This window comes from Pseudomonas sp. RW10S2, from assembly GCF_014268985.1.
Lineage (GTDB): Bacteria > Pseudomonadota > Gammaproteobacteria > Pseudomonadales > Pseudomonadaceae > Aquipseudomonas > Aquipseudomonas wayambapalatensis.
Genome location: NZ_JABWRO010000025.1, coordinates 1 through 16,065 on the forward strand (window position 1 = coordinate 1; position 16,065 = coordinate 16,065).

General features: G+C 57.0%; 30 protein-coding genes. All 30 read left to right on the forward strand.

Annotated elements, in window-relative coordinates; all coding sequences use genetic code 11:
- The first annotated feature begins 126 nt into the window (after window positions 1-126).
- Window positions 127-438, forward strand: coding sequence for a 30S ribosomal protein S10 (gene rpsJ, locus HU729_RS07970; RefSeq protein ID WP_003186070.1), 312 nt, complete (start codon window positions 127-129; stop codon window positions 436-438).
- An 81-nt stretch (window positions 439-519) separates the two neighbouring features.
- Window positions 520-1,155: a 50S ribosomal protein L3 gene (gene rplC, locus HU729_RS07975; protein ID WP_054893562.1), complete on the forward strand. Its 636-nt coding sequence runs from the start codon at window positions 520-522 to the stop codon at window positions 1,153-1,155.
- A gap of 12 nt (window positions 1,156-1,167) precedes the next feature.
- A complete protein-coding gene (gene rplD, locus HU729_RS07980; RefSeq protein ID WP_008089819.1) occupies window positions 1,168-1,770 on the forward strand; it encodes a 50S ribosomal protein L4 in 603 nt (200 codons plus the stop codon).
- Window positions 1,767-2,066 (forward strand): 50S ribosomal protein L23, encoded by a 300-nt coding sequence (gene rplW, locus HU729_RS07985; RefSeq protein WP_003255484.1) that lies wholly within the window; start codon window positions 1,767-1,769, stop codon window positions 2,064-2,066. Before rplD ends, rplW begins: the two co-directional genes overlap by 4 nt.
- Before the next feature lie 14 nt (window positions 2,067-2,080).
- Window positions 2,081-2,905, forward strand: coding sequence for a 50S ribosomal protein L2 (gene rplB / locus HU729_RS07990; protein WP_186670248.1), 825 nt, complete (start codon window positions 2,081-2,083; stop codon window positions 2,903-2,905).
- Between the two features lie 16 nt (window positions 2,906-2,921).
- Window positions 2,922-3,197: a 30S ribosomal protein S19 gene (gene rpsS / locus HU729_RS07995; protein ID WP_003255482.1), complete on the forward strand. Its 276-nt coding sequence runs from the start codon at window positions 2,922-2,924 to the stop codon at window positions 3,195-3,197.
- 11 nt (window positions 3,198-3,208) lie between these two features.
- On the forward strand, window positions 3,209-3,541 hold the full coding sequence (gene rplV, locus HU729_RS08000) for a 50S ribosomal protein L22 (RefSeq protein WP_003103908.1): 333 nt from the start codon (window positions 3,209-3,211) through the stop codon (window positions 3,539-3,541).
- A gap of 13 nt (window positions 3,542-3,554) precedes the next feature.
- Window positions 3,555-4,241, forward strand: a complete 687-nt coding sequence (gene rpsC, locus HU729_RS08005) for a 30S ribosomal protein S3 (protein WP_003255481.1) — start codon at window positions 3,555-3,557, stop codon at window positions 4,239-4,241.
- 12 nt (window positions 4,242-4,253) lie between these two features.
- Window positions 4,254-4,667 (forward strand): 50S ribosomal protein L16, encoded by a 414-nt coding sequence (gene rplP / locus HU729_RS08010; RefSeq protein WP_009397508.1) that lies wholly within the window; start codon window positions 4,254-4,256, stop codon window positions 4,665-4,667.
- The gene (gene rpmC / locus HU729_RS08015; RefSeq protein ID WP_002555481.1) at window positions 4,667-4,858 is read left to right on the forward strand and encodes a 50S ribosomal protein L29; all 192 of its coding nucleotides are present in this window, start codon (window positions 4,667-4,669) and stop codon (window positions 4,856-4,858) included. The genes rplP and rpmC overlap by 1 nt, the downstream gene beginning before the upstream one ends.
- 2 nt (window positions 4,859-4,860) lie before the next feature.
- Window positions 4,861-5,127, forward strand: a complete 267-nt coding sequence (gene rpsQ, locus HU729_RS08020; protein ID WP_023534981.1) for a 30S ribosomal protein S17 — start codon at window positions 4,861-4,863, stop codon at window positions 5,125-5,127.
- Between the two features lie 23 nt (window positions 5,128-5,150).
- Entirely contained in the window at window positions 5,151-5,519 is a 369-nt protein-coding gene (gene rplN, locus HU729_RS08025) for a 50S ribosomal protein L14 (protein WP_011063774.1), read from the forward strand.
- Window positions 5,520-5,530: 11 nt separating this feature from the next.
- Window positions 5,531-5,845, forward strand: coding sequence for a 50S ribosomal protein L24 (gene rplX / locus HU729_RS08030; RefSeq protein WP_003255476.1), 315 nt, complete (start codon window positions 5,531-5,533; stop codon window positions 5,843-5,845).
- A gap of 20 nt (window positions 5,846-5,865) precedes the next feature.
- Window positions 5,866-6,405, forward strand: a complete 540-nt coding sequence (gene rplE, locus HU729_RS08035) for a 50S ribosomal protein L5 (RefSeq protein WP_186670250.1) — start codon at window positions 5,866-5,868, stop codon at window positions 6,403-6,405.
- A gap of 13 nt (window positions 6,406-6,418) precedes the next feature.
- Entirely contained in the window at window positions 6,419-6,724 is a 306-nt protein-coding gene (gene rpsN, locus HU729_RS08040; RefSeq protein WP_013970638.1) for a 30S ribosomal protein S14, read from the forward strand.
- Window positions 6,725-6,933: 209 nt separating this feature from the next.
- Window positions 6,934-7,326, forward strand: coding sequence for a 30S ribosomal protein S8 (gene rpsH, locus HU729_RS08045; protein ID WP_186670252.1), 393 nt, complete (start codon window positions 6,934-6,936; stop codon window positions 7,324-7,326).
- A gap of 12 nt (window positions 7,327-7,338) precedes the next feature.
- Window positions 7,339-7,872 carry a 50S ribosomal protein L6 gene (rplF, locus tag HU729_RS08050; protein WP_027594874.1) on the forward strand — a complete coding sequence of 178 codons (534 nt, stop codon included), beginning with the start codon at window positions 7,339-7,341 and terminating at the stop codon, window positions 7,870-7,872.
- A gap of 10 nt (window positions 7,873-7,882) precedes the next feature.
- Window positions 7,883-8,233, forward strand: coding sequence for a 50S ribosomal protein L18 (gene rplR / locus HU729_RS08055; protein ID WP_023629183.1), 351 nt, complete (start codon window positions 7,883-7,885; stop codon window positions 8,231-8,233).
- Between the two features lie 3 nt (window positions 8,234-8,236).
- On the forward strand, window positions 8,237-8,737 hold the full coding sequence (gene rpsE, locus HU729_RS08060; RefSeq protein ID WP_003255465.1) for a 30S ribosomal protein S5: 501 nt from the start codon (window positions 8,237-8,239) through the stop codon (window positions 8,735-8,737).
- Between the two features lie 2 nt (window positions 8,738-8,739).
- Complete coding sequence (rpmD, locus tag HU729_RS08065) at window positions 8,740-8,916, forward strand: 50S ribosomal protein L30 (RefSeq protein WP_029614570.1); 177 nt, start codon at window positions 8,740-8,742, stop codon at window positions 8,914-8,916.
- A gap of 3 nt (window positions 8,917-8,919) precedes the next feature.
- On the forward strand, window positions 8,920-9,354 hold the full coding sequence (rplO, locus tag HU729_RS08070; RefSeq protein ID WP_054893563.1) for a 50S ribosomal protein L15: 435 nt from the start codon (window positions 8,920-8,922) through the stop codon (window positions 9,352-9,354).
- Complete coding sequence (gene secY / locus HU729_RS08075; protein WP_003255459.1) at window positions 9,355-10,686, forward strand: preprotein translocase subunit SecY; 1,332 nt, start codon at window positions 9,355-9,357, stop codon at window positions 10,684-10,686.
- A gap of 28 nt (window positions 10,687-10,714) precedes the next feature.
- Complete coding sequence (gene rpmJ / locus HU729_RS08080) at window positions 10,715-10,831, forward strand: 50S ribosomal protein L36 (RefSeq protein WP_011531897.1); 117 nt, start codon at window positions 10,715-10,717, stop codon at window positions 10,829-10,831.
- Window positions 10,832-10,962: 131 nt separating this feature from the next.
- Window positions 10,963-11,319 carry a 30S ribosomal protein S13 gene (gene rpsM, locus HU729_RS08085; protein WP_003255457.1) on the forward strand — a complete coding sequence of 119 codons (357 nt, stop codon included), beginning with the start codon at window positions 10,963-10,965 and terminating at the stop codon, window positions 11,317-11,319.
- A gap of 18 nt (window positions 11,320-11,337) precedes the next feature.
- Window positions 11,338-11,727: a 30S ribosomal protein S11 gene (gene rpsK / locus HU729_RS08090; RefSeq protein ID WP_003255454.1), complete on the forward strand. Its 390-nt coding sequence runs from the start codon at window positions 11,338-11,340 to the stop codon at window positions 11,725-11,727.
- A gap of 15 nt (window positions 11,728-11,742) precedes the next feature.
- Complete coding sequence (rpsD, locus tag HU729_RS08095; protein ID WP_054893564.1) at window positions 11,743-12,363, forward strand: 30S ribosomal protein S4; 621 nt, start codon at window positions 11,743-11,745, stop codon at window positions 12,361-12,363.
- 22 nt (window positions 12,364-12,385) lie between these two features.
- Window positions 12,386-13,387: a DNA-directed RNA polymerase subunit alpha gene (gene rpoA / locus HU729_RS08100; RefSeq protein WP_003255452.1), complete on the forward strand. Its 1,002-nt coding sequence runs from the start codon at window positions 12,386-12,388 to the stop codon at window positions 13,385-13,387.
- 42 nt (window positions 13,388-13,429) lie between these two features.
- Complete coding sequence (gene rplQ / locus HU729_RS08105; protein WP_003255451.1) at window positions 13,430-13,816, forward strand: 50S ribosomal protein L17; 387 nt, start codon at window positions 13,430-13,432, stop codon at window positions 13,814-13,816.
- 172 nt (window positions 13,817-13,988) lie between these two features.
- A complete protein-coding gene (locus tag HU729_RS08110) occupies window positions 13,989-15,428 on the forward strand; it encodes a catalase (RefSeq protein ID WP_186709490.1) in 1,440 nt (479 codons plus the stop codon).
- A gap of 165 nt (window positions 15,429-15,593) precedes the next feature.
- Entirely contained in the window at window positions 15,594-16,058 is a 465-nt protein-coding gene (gene bfr / locus HU729_RS08115; protein ID WP_063542481.1) for a bacterioferritin, read from the forward strand.
- The last annotated feature ends 7 nt before the right edge of the window (window positions 16,059-16,065 follow it).

Consider the following 16,065-nt stretch of genomic DNA (forward strand, 5'->3'; position numbering starts at 1 on the left):
AAACCCCCCGGGGGGGGGGGGGTTTTTTTTTATTGGGTTGACACTAAATAGGGGCGTCTATAGAATCACGCCTCCTTTTAGCGGGCGTAGTGCGTCCGTTGGGAACAGCCTGGAGTCTGAAATCCAATGCAAAATCAGCAAATCCGTATCAGGTTGAAGGCTTTCGACCATCGCCTGATCGACCAATCCACCCAGGAAATCGTGGAAACCGCGAAACGTACTGGTGCACAAGTGCGTGGTCCAATTCCACTGCCTACCCGCAAAGAGCGTTTCACCGTTCTGGTCTCCCCGCACGTCAACAAAGACGCGCGTGACCAGTACGAGATTCGCACTCATAAGCGCGTTCTGGACATCGTCCAGCCAACGGATAAAACCGTTGATGCGCTGATGAAGCTTGATCTCGCGGCAGGTGTGGAAGTGCAGATCAGCCTCGGCTAAGACTTCGGTCTGAGTCGTGTAACGCTCTGAAATGGGCGGCCATAGCGGGTGAAAGCCCCGTACACTCATGAGGTTTACAACATGACTATTGGTGTAGTCGGTCGCAAGTGCGGTATGACCCGCATTTTCACCGAAGAAGGTGTCTCCATTCCGGTCACGGTCATTGAGATCGAGCCGAATCGCGTCACCCAGTTCAAAACTGAAGAAACCGATGGCTACCGTGCAGTGCAAGTCACTGTCGGCGAGCGTCGTGCTTCGCGTGTGACTGCCGCTCAGGCAGGTCACTTCGCCAAGGCTAACGTTGCCGCTGGTCGCGGTGTTTGGGAGTTCCGTCTTGAAGAAGGCGATTTCCAGGCTGGCGATCTGATCAAAGCTGAACTCTTCACTGCAGGCCAGCTGGTAGACGTAACCGGTCAGTCCAAAGGTAAAGGCTTCGCCGGTACCATCAAGCGTTGGAACTTCCGTGGTCAGGATAACACCCACGGTAACTCCGTATCGCACCGTGTCCCTGGCTCCATCGGCCAGTGCCAGACTCCTGGTCGTGTATTCAAGGGCAAGAAGATGTCCGGTCACATGGGCGCTGAGCGCGTGACTGTACAGTCCCTGGAAGTAGTACGCGTAGACGCTGAACGCAACCTGCTGCTGATCAAGGGTGCCGTTCCAGGCGCTACTGGCGGCGACGTGGTTGTGCGTCCGGCTGTCAAGGCTCGCGGTTAAGGGGAAACTGACATGCAACTCAATGTAAATGACGCTCAGGCGATCGAAGTTTCCGAACTGACTTTCGGTGGCGAATTCAACGAGACGCTGGTACACCAAGCAGTCGTGGCCTACATGGCCGGCGGCCGTCAGGGCACCAAGCAGCAGAAGACCCGCTCTGACGTAGCCGGTGGCGGTAAGCGCCCATGGCGTCAGAAGGGTACTGGCCGTGCTCGTGCCGGTACCACTCGTGGTCCGATCTGGCGTGGCGGTGGTGTAACCTTCGCAGCTCGCCCTCAGGATCACTCGCAGAAGCTCAACAAGAAGATGTATCGCGCAGCCCTGCGCTCCATCCTCGCCGAGCTGGTGCGTAGCGATCGTCTGGTTGTGGTTCAGGACTTCGCTGTTGAAGCGCCGAAAACCAAAGACCTGCTGAACAAGCTGAACGGCATGGGCCTGAACGACGTACTGATCGTTTCGGACGCAGTTGATCAGAATCTGTACCTGGCTGCTCGTAACCTGCCGCACGTCGACGTACGTGACGTTCAAGGTTCCGACCCGGTCAGCCTGATCGCCTACGAGAAAGTGTTGATCACTGTCTCGGCCGTGAAGAAATTCGAGGAGCTGCTGGGATGAACCAGGAACGCGTATTCAAAGTCCTCCTTGGCCCGCACGTTTCCGAGAAGGCTACCGTTCTGGCTGAGAAGAAAGGCCAGTTCGTATTCAAGGTTGCTACCGATGCAACCAAGCTGGAAATCAAGAAAGCTGTCGAAGGCCTGTTCAACGTAAAAGTTGAAAACGTGTCGACTGTCAACGTTCTGGGTAAAACCAAGCGTACCGCACGTGGTCTGGGCAAGCGTAATGACTGGAAGAAGGCGATCGTCTCCCTTCAGCCAGGCCAAGATCTCGATTTCAGCAGCAGTGCTGAGTAAGGAAGGGGTGCATCATGGCAATCGTTAAATGCAAACCGACTTCCCCTGGCCGCCGTTTCGTGGTCAAGGTGGTCAACAAGGAGCTGCACAAAGGCGCTCCTCACGCACCGCTGCTCGAGAAGAAATCGAAGTCTGGTGGTCGTAACAACAATGGCCGCATTACCACTCGTCACGTTGGTGGTGGTCACAAGCAGCACTACCGTCTGGTCGACTTCCGTCGCAACGACAAAGATGGCATTCCAGCCACTGTCGAGCGCGTCGAATACGACCCGAACCGTACTGCTCACATCGCCCTGCTGTGCTACGCAGACGGTGAGCGTCGCTACATCATCGCCCCTAAAGGCGTGAGTGCTGGCGACCAGCTGATCGCAGGTGCCCTGGCCCCAATCAAGGCCGGTAACTCCCTGCAACTGCGCAACATCCCAGTAGGTAGCACCGTTCACGGCATCGAACTGAAGCCGGGTAAAGGTGCGCAAATTGCTCGTTCCGCTGGTGCTTCGGCTCAGCTGATCGCGCGTGAAGGTGCATACGTGACTCTGCGTCTGCGCTCTGGTGAGATGCGTAAAGTACTGGCTGAGTGCCGTGCGACCCTGGGCGAAGTCTCGAACTCCGAGCACAGCCTGCGTTCGCTGGGTAAAGCAGGTGCTAAACGCTGGCGCGGCGTTCGCCCGACCGTTCGTGGTGTTGCCATGAACCCGGTTGACCACCCACATGGTGGTGGTGAAGGTCGTACCTCCGGTGGTCGTCATCCGGTATCGCCATGGGGCTTCCCAACCAAGGGTGCGAAGACCCGTGGTAATAAGCGTACCGACAACATGATCGTCCGTCGTCGCAAGTAACTAGAGGGATACGACAGTGCCACGTTCTCTGAAAAAAGGTCCTTTTATCGATCTTCACCTGCTGAAGAAGGTCGAAGTGGCGGTGGAGAAGAATGATCGCAAGCCAGTGAAAACCTGGTCGCGCCGTTCGATGATCCTGCCACAAATGGTCGGTCTGACCATCGCGGTACACAACGGTCGCCAACACGTCCCAGTTCTCGTGAACGAAGACATGGTCGGCCACAAACTGGGCGAGTTCGCCGGTACCCGCACCTATCGCGGGCACGTGGCTGACAAGAAAGCCAAGCGTTAAGGGGTAAGGAAATGGAAGTAGCCGCTAAGTTGTCGGGCGCTCGAATCTCCGCCCAGAAAGCCCGCTTGGTCGCCGACCAGATCCGCGGGAAGAAGGTGGGCGAAGCGCTCAACCTGTTGGCCTTCAGCAGCAAAAAAGCCGCTGAAATCATGAAGAAAGTCCTCGAGTCGGCCGTTGCCAACGCCGAACACAACGAAGGCGCAGACGTTGATGACCTGAAGGTCAGCACCGTTTTCGTCAACGAAGGGCGTTCGCTGAAGCGCATCATGCCGCGTGCCAAAGGCCGCGCTGATCGCATCGTCAAGCGGTCTTGCCATATCACTGTCAAGGTTGCGGACAAGTAACGGAGTCGATCAGATGGGTCAGAAAGTACATCCCACTGGCATTCGCCTGGGAATCGTCAAGGAGCACACCTCCGTCTGGTACGCAGACGGTGCTACTTACGCAGATTACCTGTTGAAGGATCTGAAAACGCGTGAGTACCTCCAAGACAAACTAAAAAGCGCGTCCGTAAGCCGTATCGATATTCATCGTCCGGCTCAAACTGCACGCATCACCATCCACACCGCTCGTCCCGGTATCGTTATCGGCAAGAAGGGTGAGGATGTCGAGAAGCTGCGTCAGGACCTGACCAAGCAGATGGGTGTGCCTGTGCACATCAACATCGAAGAGATCCGCAAGCCGGAACTCGACGCCATGCTGGTTGCGCAAAGCGTTGCCCAGCAGCTGGAGCGCCGCGTTATGTTCCGTCGCGCCATGAAGCGCGCCGTACAGAACGCCATGCGTATTGGTGCCAAGGGCATCAAGATCCAGGTGAGCGGTCGTCTTGGCGGTGCCGAGATCGCCCGTACCGAGTGGTATCGCGAAGGTCGTGTGCCTCTGCACACCCTGCGTGCCGATATCGACTACAACACCTACGAAGCTCACACCACCTACGGTGTGATCGGTGTCAAGGTTTGGATCTTCAAAGGCGAAGTGATTGGTGGTCGCCAGGAAGAGCTGAAGCCGCAAGCACCAGCGCCTCGTAAAAAAGCTGCTAAGTAAGGGGTACGCCAAATGTTGCAACCAAAGCGTACAAAATTCCGCAAGCAGATGACCGGCCACAACCGTGGTCTGGCACTGCGCGGTAGCAAGGTCAGCTTCGGCGAGTTCGCTCTGAAAGCTGTCGCTCGCGGTCGCCTCACCGCTCGCCAGATCGAGTCGGCACGTCGTGCCCTGACCCGTCACGTAAAACGTGGCGGCAAGATCTGGATCCGTGTATTCCCGGACAAGCCGGTTACCAAGAAGCCTCTCGAGGTTCGTATGGGTAAAGGTAAGGGTTCCGTGGAGTACTGGGTTGCCCAGATCCAGCCAGGCAAAGTCCTGTACGAGATCGAGGGTGTTTCTGAAGAGCTGGCGCGCGAAGCTTTCGCCCTGGCTGCTGCAAAGCTGCCTCTCGCCACCTCCTTTGTTAAGCGGACGGTGATGTGATGAAAGCGAATGAACTTCGTGAAAAATCGGCACAGCAACTGAATGAGCAACTGCTCGGCTTGCTGCGCGACCAGTTCAATCTGCGTATGCAGAAAGCAACTGGCCAGTTGGGGCAGTCGCACCTGCTCTCGCAAGTTAAGCGTGACATCGCTCGCGTGAAAACTGTGCTCAACCAGCAGGCAGGTAAGTGATCATGGCTGAAGCTGAAAAAACCGTCCGTACGCTGACTGGCCGTGTCGTCAGCGACAAAATGGACAAGACCATCACCGTTCTGATCGAGCGTCGCGTAAAGCACCCGATCTACGGTAAATACGTTAAGCGTTCGACTAAGCTGCACGCGCACGACGAAACCAATCAGTGCAAGATCGGCGACAAGGTTTCGATCACCGAAACTCGTCCGCTGGCCAAGACCAAGTCCTGGGCACTGGTTGAAGTCCTCGAACGCGCTGTTGAAGTCTAAGGGCTAGGGGTCGGAGAAATTTTATGATTCAGACTCAATCCATGCTCGATGTGGCCGATAACAGCGGCGCTCGTCGCGTCATGTGCATCAAGGTGCTCGGCGGTTCGCACCGCCGTTACGCTGGCATCGGTGACATCATCAAAGTTACCGTCAAGGAAGCGATTCCTCGCGGTAAGGTCAAGAAAGGCCAGGTGATGACCGCTGTTGTCGTCCGTACCCGTCACGGTGTACGTCGCGCTGACGGTTCCATCATTCGTTTCGACGGCAACGCTGCTGTTCTGCTGAACAACAAGCAAGAGCCGATCGGTACCCGCATCTTCGGGCCAGTGACCCGTGAACTTCGTAACGAGAAGTTCATGAAGATCGTCTCGCTCGCCCCTGAAGTGCTGTAAGGAGATCCGACATGCAAAAGATTCGTCGTGACGACGAGATCATCGTGATCGCCGGCAAAGACAAGGGTAAGCGCGGTAAGGTGCTGAAGGTTCTCGCTGATGACCGTCTGGTCATCGGTGGTGTCAACCTGGTCAAGCGTCATACCAAGCCGAACCCGATGGCAGGCGTTCAGGGCGGTATCGTCGAGAAAGAAGCGCCTCTGCACGCTTCCAACGTTGCCATCTTCAATGGCGAAACCAACAAGGCTGACCGCGTTGGTTTCAAAGTAGAAGACGGTAAGAAAATTCGTGTCTTCAAGTCGACCCAAAAAGCGGTTGATGCTTGAACACTGCTAGGTAGAAGACCATGGCACGACTGAAAGAGATGTACCGGAACGAAATCGCTCCCAAGCTTAAGGAAGAACTTAAGCTGTCGAACGTGATGGAAGTTCCGCGCGTTACCAAGATCACCCTGAACATGGGTCTGGGCGAAGCGATCGGCGACAAGAAAGTCATCGAGCACGCAGTTGCCGACCTGGAAAAGATCACCGGTCAAAAGCCGGTCGTGACTTTCGCTCGTAAATCCATCGCGGGCTTCAAAGTCCGTGAAGGCTGGCCGATCGGCGTCAAGGTGACCCTGCGTAGCGACAAGATGTACGAATTCCTGGACCGCCTGCTGGCGATCTCCCTGCCTCGGGTTCGCGACTTCCGCGGCCTGAATGCCAAGTCCTTCGATGGCCGTGGCAACTACAGCATGGGCGTGAAAGAGCAGATCATCTTCCCGGAAATCGACTACGACAAGATCGATGCTCTGCGCGGTTTGGACATCACCCTGACCACCACTGCTCGTTCGGACGACGAAGGCCGCGCTCTGCTGCGTGCATTCAAGTTCCCGTTCCGCAACTGATTGGAGTAGGAAAATGGCCAAGAAGAGCATGAAAAACCGCGAGCTGAAGCGTCAGCTCACGGTAGCCAAGTACGCCAAAAAGCGTGCCGAGCTGAAAGCGACCATCGTCAACCTGAACGCCTCTCCAGAGGAGCGTTTCGCTGCCGTTGTCGCTCTGCAGAAGCAGCCTCGTGATGCCAGCGCCTCGCGCCTGCGCAACCGTTGCCGCCTGACCGGTCGTCCTCACGGTGTTTACCGTAAGTTCGGCCTGGGCCGTAACATGCTGCGTCAAGCTGCAATGCGCGGTGACGTACCAGGTCTGGTCAAGGCCTCCTGGTAATAGCTGCAGGTGAGATCCCGGCGTAGGGGGAGCAATCTTCCGACCGCCGGTGACATCGCCAACAAACAAGCCCCCTCGTGGGGCTTGTTTCGTTTCTGTCTTGTGTCTAGAATGACCGGCTCACCTGAGCCTGGGTTTTTTGCCCGGGGCGGTCAGGTGGTTGTGATAGCCGCAAGGCTAATAATTCTTGTATCAGGAGCATCTAGCCCATGAGTATGCAGGACCCGTTAGCGGACATGCTAACTCGCATCCGTAATGCCCAGATGGCTGAAAAGTCCGTCGTAAGCATGCCTTCCTCCACTCTGAAGGTCGCGGTTGCCAAAGTTCTGAAGGACGAAGGTTACATCGCTGGCTACCAGGTCAGTGGCGAAGTCAAGCCTTCCCTGTCGATCGAACTGAAGTACTTCGAAGGCCGTCCGGTCATCGAAGAACTGAAGCGCTCCAGCCGTCCAGGCCTGCGCCAGTACAAGTCCGTCTCTGACCTGCCGAAAGTACGTGGCGGTCTGGGCGTGTCTATCGTCTCCACCAACAAAGGTGTGATGACTGATCGCGCTGCGCGCGCTGCCGGTGTCGGTGGCGAAGTTCTGTGCACAGTGTTCTAAGGGGAGATAGGCATGTCTCGCGTCGCTAAGAACCCCGTTAAGCTGCCATCCGGTGTCGAAGTCAAATTCGCCGGCCAGCAGCTTTCGGTGAAGGGTGCCAAGGGCACTCTCGAACTGAACGTTCACTCGTCTGTTGAAGTTACCGAAGAGTCTGGCGAGCTGCGCTTCGTCGCTCGCAACGGTGACCAGCAAGCTCGCGCCATGGCCGGTACCACCCGTGCTCTGGTGAACAACATGGTCCAGGGCGTAAGCCAAGGCTTCGAGCGCAAGCTCCAGCTGGTCGGTGTTGGTTACAAGGCACAGGCCAAGGGCACCATCCTGAACCTGGCTCTGGGCTTCTCGCATCCAGTGGACTACGAACTGCCAGCCGGTATCACCGCTGAAACCCCAAGCCAGACCGACATCCTGATCAAGGGTATCGACAAGCAGCTGGTGGGTCAGGTGGCCGCTGAAATCCGCGATTTCCGTCCGCCAGAGCCTTACAAAGGCAAGGGTGTGCGTTACGCGGACGAAGTAGTCCGTCGTAAAGAAGCCAAGAAGAAGTAGGGCCTAGCAAATGACCGACAAAAAAGTTATTCGACTGCGTCGCGCTCGCAAAGCACGCCTGAAAATGCACGAGCTCGAAGCCGTGCGTCTGTGCGTGTTCCGCTCCTCGCAGCACATCTATGCCCAGGTCATTTCGGCCGACGGCAGCAAGGTTCTGGCAAGCGCCTCGACCTTGGACAAAGAACTGCGTGATGGCGCCACCGGCAACATCGACGCGGCCACTAAGGTTGGCAAGCTGGTAGCTGAGCGTGCGAAAGCCGCCGGTGTATCTCAAGTTGCCTTTGACCGTTCCGGCTTCAAGTACCATGGTCGCGTCAAGGCGCTGGCCGATGCTGCTCGTGAAGGCGGACTGGAGTTCTAAGTTATGGCAAATAACGATCAAAAGCGCGACGAAGGCTACATCGAGAAGCTGGTTCAAGTTAACCGCGTTGCTAAAACCGTTAAAGGCGGCCGTATCTTCACCTTCACCGCGCTGACCGTGGTAGGTGATGGCAAAGGTCGCGTCGGCTTCGGCCGTGGCAAATCGCGCGAAGTACCTGCCGCGATCCAGAAAGCCATGGAAGCTGCCCGTCGCAACATGATCCAGGTTGACCTGAAGGGCACCACCCTGCAGTACGCCACCAAGGCTGCCCACGGCGCCTCGAAGGTTTACATGCAGCCTGCTTCGGAAGGTACCGGTATCATCGCCGGCGGCGCAATGCGTGCTGTCCTGGAAGTTGCTGGTGTCCAGAACGTTCTGGCCAAGTGCTACGGTTCGACCAACCCAGTGAACGTGGTTTACGCCACCTTCAAGGGTCTGAAAGCCATGCAATCTCCTGAGTCCATTGCTGCCAAGCGCGGCAAGAGTGTTGAGGAGATCTTCTGATCATGGCAACCGTAAAAGTAACGCTGATCAAGAGCACCGCCGGCCGTCTGCCTAACCACATCCTGTGCGTTAAAGGCCTGGGTCTGCGTCGCATCGGTCACACTGTAGAAGTCCAGGATACTCCCGAGAATCGCGGGATGATCAACAAGGCTTACTACATGCTGCGCGTCGAGGGTTAATCGATGAAACTCAATGATCTGAGTCCAGCGCCGGGTTCCCGTCGCGAGAAGCATCGTCCGGGTCGTGGTATCGGTAGCGGTTTGGGCAAGACTGGTGGCCGCGGTCACAAAGGTCAGACCTCCCGTTCCGGTGGCACCATCGCTCCGGGCTTCGAAGGCGGTCAACAGCCGCTGCACCGTCGTCTGCCGAAGTTCGGCTTCGTTTCCCTGAAAGCCATGGACCGCGCTGAAGTGCGTCTGTCCGAGCTGGCCAAGGTGGAAGGCGACGTGATCTCCGTACAGTCCCTGAAAGACGCCAACGTGATTGGCCAGCATGTACAGCGTGTGAAAATCATGCTGTCCGGCGAAGTCACTCGCGCAGTCACTATCAAGGGCATCGCCGTCACCAAAGGTGCGCGTGCGGCTATCGAAGCAGCTGGCGGCAAGTTCGAGGAATAAATGGCTAAGCAAGGTGCTCTCTCTTCGCTCGGTAAGGGCGGGATGTCGGAACTCTGGGCTCGTCTGCGCTTTCTGTTCATGGCGATCATCGTCTATCGGATCGGCGCACATATCCCGGTGCCTGGCATCAATCCAGACCGTCTGGCGGATCTGTTTCGACAGAATGAGGGGACCATTCTTAGCTTGTTCAACATGTTTTCCGGTGGTGCGCTGGAGCGCATGAGCATCTTTGCACTGGGGATCATGCCGTACATCTCGGCATCGATCATCATGCAGCTCATGACCGCAGTCAGCCCTCAACTGGAGCAGTTGAAGAAGGAAGGTGAAGCTGGCCGTCGCAAGATCAGCCAGTACACCCGCTACGGCACCGTTATCCTGGCGCTGGTTCAAGCCATTGGCATGTCCATTGGCCTGGCCAACCAGGGCGTGGCGTTTTCTGCAGGCCTGGGCTTCCATGTCGTTGCCGTCTCCACTTTCGTGGCTGGCGCAATGTTCATGATGTGGCTCGGCGAGCAGATCACCGAGCGCGGTGTGGGCAACGGTATCTCGATGTTGATCTTCGCAGGTATCGTTGCCGGTCTTCCGAGAGCAATCGGGCAGTCTTTCGAGTCTGCGCGCACAGGCGATATCAACATCTTCGCCCTGGTCGCTATCGGTTTGCTTGCAGTAGCGATTATCGGTTTCGTGGTGTTCATTGAGCGTGGTCAGCGTCGTATCGCCGTTCACTATGCCAAGCGTCAGCAGGGCCGCAAGGTCTTCGCTGCGCAGACCAGCCACTTGCCGCTGAAAGTGAACATGGCGGGCGTCATTCCTGCCATTTTCGCGAGCAGCATCTTGCTGTTCCCGGCTTCGCTGGGTGCCTGGTTCGGTCAGTCCGAAGGTATGGGCTGGCTGCAGGACATCTCGCAGTCGATCGCTCCTGGTCAGCCGTTGAACATTCTGCTGTTTAGTGCAGGGATCATCTTCTTCTGCTTCTTCTACACAGCGTTGATGTTCAACCCGAAAGACGTAGCGGAAAACCTGAAGAAGTCCGGTGCCTTTATTCCGGGTATCCGTCCTGGTGAGCAGTCGGCGCGCTACATTGATGGCGTTCTGACTCGTCTGACCATGTTCGGTGCTCTTTACATGATGGCCGTCTGCCTTCTGCCCCAGTTCCTGGTGGTGGCAGCAAACGTGCCGTTCTACCTTGGCGGGACCTCGTTGCTGATTGTGGTAGTGGTTGTGATGGACTTCATGTCCCAAGTACAATCGCACCTCGTTTCGCACCAGTACGAATCCCTGATGAAGAAAGCCAACCTGAAAGGCTACGGTGGCAGCGGCCTGCTGCGCTGATAGACCCCTAAGGTTCGAGGAGTCGGTAATGAAAGTTCGTGCATCGGTGAAAAAGCTGTGCCGCAACTGCAAGATCATTCGTCGCGAAGGTATCGTGCGCGTGATCTGCAGCGCGGAACCGCGTCACAAGCAGCGCCAAGGCTGAGTGTGATCTGCGCTTCAAACCCAGCAGCTAGTGTGCTGCTGGGTTGATTATTCGTTTCTACAGCGATATTATCTCGCGCCCTATTTCTTGGCTTCCGGGGCGTAGGTAGCTGTCAATTGGAGTCCCACTGAATGGCCCGTATTGCAGGCGTCAACATTCCAGATAACAAGCATACTGTTATCTCGCTGACCTACATCTATGGTGTCGGTCGCACAACTGCACAGAAAATCTGTGCAGACGCTGGTGTAAATCCAGCCGCTAAGATCAAGGATCTGAGCGACGAGCAAATCGAAACCCTGCGTGGCGAAGTTGCGAAGTTCACCACCGAAGGTGACCTGCGTCGTGACATCAACATGAAGATCAAGCGCTTGATGGACCTGGGTTGCTACCGCGGCCTGCGTCATCGTAAAGGTCTGCCGGTTCGCGGTCAGCGCACCAAGACCAACGCACGCACCCGTAAGGGCCCGCGTAAGCCGATCCGCAAGTAATCGCCCAGGAATATAGACATGGCAAAACCTGCTGCTCGTCCTCGTAAAAAAGTCAAAAAGACAGTGGTTGATGGCATCGCCCACATCCATGCGTCTTTCAACAACACCATCGTGACCATCACCGACCGTCAGGGCAATGCTTTGTCCTGGGCGACCTCCGGTGGTTCGGGTTTCCGTGGTTCGCGCAAATCCACCCCGTTCGCAGCCCAGATCGCTGCTGAGCGTGCTGGTCAAGCTGCGCTGGAATACGGTCTGAAGAACCTCGACGTCAACGTCAAGGGTCCAGGTCCAGGTCGTGAGTCCGCCGTTCGTGCACTGAACAGCTGCGGCTACAAGATCGCCAGCATCACCGACGTGACGCCAATCCCGCATAACGGGTGCCGTCCGCCGAAGAAGCGTCGCGTGTAATCAGGAGACAGATAAATGGCACGTTACATTGGTCCAAAATGCAAACTGTCTCGCCGTGAAGGCACTGACCTGTTCCTGAAGAGCGGCGTTCGCGCTCTGGAATCGAAGTGCAACATCGAAGCAGCCCCAGGTATCCACGGCCAGCGCCGTGGCCGTCAGTCCGACTACGGTACCCAGCTGCGCGAGAAACAAAAAGTCCGCCGTATCTACGGTGTCCTGGAGCGCCAGTTCCGCGGTTACTACCAAGTCGCAGCCTCGAAAAAAGGCGCTACTGGTGAGAACCTGCTGCAACTGCTGGAATGCCGCCTGGACAACGTCGTTTACCGTATGGGCTTCGGTTCGACTCGTTCCGAATCCCGTCAGCTGGTTTCGCACAAAGCGATCAGCGTCAACGGCAAGACCGTAAACATTCCATCCTACCAAGTTCGTCCGGGTGACGTGGTCGCGGTTCGTGAGAAGTCGCTGAACCAGCTGCGCATTGTTCAAGCCCTTGAACTGTGCGCCCAGCGTGGCCGCGTTGAGTGGGTAGACGTTGATTCCGCTAAAAAGTCGGGCGTTTTCAAGAACGTTCCTGCTCGCAGCGATCTGTCCGCCGACATCAACGAAAACCTGATTGTCGAGCTCTACTCCAAGTAAGGGCTAGAAAATAGGTGCATCCATGCAGATTTCGGTAAATGAGTTCCTGACTCCCCGTCACATCGACGTGCAGGTAGTCAGTCCAACCCGCGCCAAGATCACGCTCGAGCCTCTCGAGCGTGGTTTCGGCCATACCCTGGGCAACGCGCTGCGTCGCATCCTGTTGTCCTCCATGCCTGGCTGTGCAGTAGTCGAGGCCGAGATCGATGGCGTACTCCATGAGTACTCCGCGATCGAAGGTGTACAGGAAGACGTCATTGAAATCCTGTTGAACCTCAAAGGCCTGGCGATCAAGCTGCACGGTCGTGACGAAGTTACGCTGACCTTGTCGAAAAAGGGTTCGGGGGTGGTTACCGCTGCCGATATTCAGCTGGATCACGATGTCGAGATCGTCAATCCCGATCACGTAATCGCGAACCTGGCGTCCAACGGCGCCCTGAACATGAAGCTCACCGTAGCTCGTGGTCGCGGTTACGAGCCGGCCGATTCCCGTCAGACTGACGAAGATGAAAGCCGCAGCATTGGCCGTCTTCAGCTGGACGCTTCGTTCAGCCCGGTGCGTCGTATCGCCTACGTGGTCGAGAACGCCCGTGTTGAACAGCGTACCAACCTGGACAAGCTGGTCATCGATCTGGAAACCAACGGCACCCTGGACCCTGAAGAGGCCATTCGTCGTGCCGCGACCATCCTGCAACAGCAGCTGGCCGCGTTCGTCGACCTCAAAGGTGACAGCGAGCCGGTCGTGGTCGAGCAGGAAGACGAGATCGATCCGATCCTGCTGCGCCCGGTTGACGACCTGGAACTGACTGTACGTTCGGCCAACTGCCTCAAGGCGGAGAACATCTACTACATCGGCGACCTGATTCAGCGTACCGAAGTAGAGCTGTTGAAGACTCCTAACCTGGGCAAGAAGTCCCTGACTGAAATCAAGGACGTCCTGGCCTCCCGTGGTCTGTCTCTCGGCATGCGCCTCGACAACTGGCCGCCTGCAAGTCTTAAGAAAGACGACAAGGCGACTGCCTGATCGTCGTAATCACCGAACGTAGTGTTTGGTAAGGAATGAATCATGCGTCATCGTAAAAGTGGACGTCACCTGAGCCGTACCAGCTCTCACCGCAAGGCTATGTTCCAGAACATGGCAGTGTCGTTGATCGAGCACGAGCTGATCAAAACCACCCTGCCGAAAGCCAAGGAACTGCGCCGCGTTGCCGAGCCGCTGATCACCCTGGCCAAGGAAGATAGCGTCGCCAACCGTCGTCTGGCTTTCGACCGTACCCGTTCGAAATCCGCTGTTGGCAAGCTGTTCAACGACCTGGGCAAGCGTTACGCCACCCGTCAGGGCGGCTACCTGCGCATCCTGAAGTGCGGTTTCCGCGCTGGCGACAACGCGCCTATGGCGTACGTCGAGCTGGTTGATCGTCCGGTCGGTGGTGCTGTAGAAGCTGCCGAGTAAGACGTTCCGTCTGCTACAAGAAACCGGGCCTAGTGCCCGGTTTTTTGTGTTTACATGAATTGTAAAAAACTATCGATATAAGCATATCTATAAATTAGATCTTGTCATGTTGCCCATCCATACTTGCTCTCAAGCCGATTAGCCGGCGTTTCGAGACCGATAAGGAGAGCCCATGAGCAAGATTCTTACTACCGCCAGCGGTGCACCTGTAGCCGATAACCAGAATTCCCGTTCGGCAGGCCCGCGCGGCCCGTTGCTGCTCGACGACTTCCATCTGATCGAGAAGCTGGCCCACTTCAACCGCGAGAACATCCCTGAGCGCCGCGTGCACGCCAAGGGCTCGGGCGCTTACGGCACCTTCACCGTTACTCGAGACATCACCCAATACACCAGCGCCCGCCTGTTCGAGAGCATTGGCAAGCAGACCGAAACCTTCCTGCGCTTCTCCACGGTCGGCGGCGAGCGTGGTTCGGCCGACACCGAGCGTGACCCGCGCGGTTTTGCCGTCAAGTTTTACACCGAGGAAGGTAACTGGGACATCGTCGGCAACAATACCCCCGTGTTCTTCATTCGCGATCCGCTGAAATTCCCGGACTTTATCCATACCCAGAAGCGTCACCCGCAGACCAACCTGAAGAACGCCCAGATGATGTGGGACTTCTGGTCGCATTCGCCCGAGGCGCTGCACCAGGTCACCATCCTGTTCTCTGACCGTGGTATTCCGGACGGCTACCGCCACATGCACGGTTTCGGCAGCCATACCTACAGTCTGCTGAGTGCGGATGGCCAGCGTACCTGGGTCAAGTGGCACTTCAAGACCCAGCAAGGCATCAAGAACCTGGCCCCGGCCGATGCGGCACGTATCGCCGGTACCGATCCGGATTACGCACAACGTGACCTGTTCGAAGCGATCGATCGCGGCGACTACCCACGCTGGACCGTCTGCATCCAGGTGATGAGTGAAGAAGAGGCAGCCAACCGCGCCGAAAATCCCTTCGACGTCACCAAGACCTGGTCGCAGAAGGACTACCCGCTGATCGAGGTGGGTGTGCTTGAACTCAATCGCAACCCGCTCAACTACTTCGCCGAAGTCGAGCAGGCCGCGTTCGGGCCGAGCAATATGGTGCCAGGTGTTGGCCTGTCTCCAGACCGCATGCTGCAGGGGCGCGTATTTGCCTACGCCGATGCTCACCGCTACCGCATTGGCACCAACCACCAGCATTTGCCGGTGAACGCGCCACGTAGCCCGGTGCACAGCTACCAACGCGATGGTGCGATGACCATGGGCAGCTACGGCAGCGCTCCGAACTACGAGCCGAACAGCTACGCCGATGCGCCCAAGCAGTCGCCCCGTCACGCCGAGCCTGCGCTGGCCCTCAAGGGGGCGGCAGATCGTTACGACCACCGCGAAGACAATGACTACTACAGCCACGCTGGTGCGCTGTTCCGCCTGATGAACGCCGAGCAGCAAGCGCTGTTGATCGACAACATTGCCGGCACCCTGAAAGGCGTCAGCGACGATGTAGTGCAGCGTCAGTTGCAGCACTTCTTCAAGGCAGATCCCGCTTACGGCGAGGGGATTGCCAAGGCCTTGGGCATCAAGCTCGCCTAAGTCGAAGTGATAAGGAGAACCGCCCTCATTGGGGCGGTTTTTCAATGAAAATCACTACGGTTTGCCCGCTTTTTTCACACAAATTGCGCATTTTTCAGTGACCTTGAAGAAATCATGGTTCACACTATCCCCCTATCAAGCTTTCACTCAGGGAGAATCAGGGCGATGCAAGGTCACCCGGACGTAATCGATTACCTCAACACGTTGCTGACGGGCGAACTGGCGGCACGTGACCAATACTTCATCCACTCGCGCATGTACGAAGACTGGGGCCTGGCCAAGCTCTACGAACGTATCAACCACGAGATGGAAGAAGAGGCGCAGCACGCCGATGCCCTGATTCGCCGCATTCTCATGCTCGAAGGCACCCCGCGCATGCGCCCGGATGACCTCGACGTGGGCACCACCGTGCCGGACATGATCGCTGCCGACCTGCGCCTTGAGTACAAGGTCCGCGCCGCATTGTGCAAAGGCATCGAGTTGTGCGAGCTGCACAAGGACTACATCAGCCGCGATATCCTGCGCGCGCAACTGGCCGACACCGAGGAAGATCACACCTACTGGCTGGAGAAGCAGCAGGGCCTGATCAAATCCATCGGGCTGCAGAACTACCTGCAATCGCAGATGTAACGTCCCT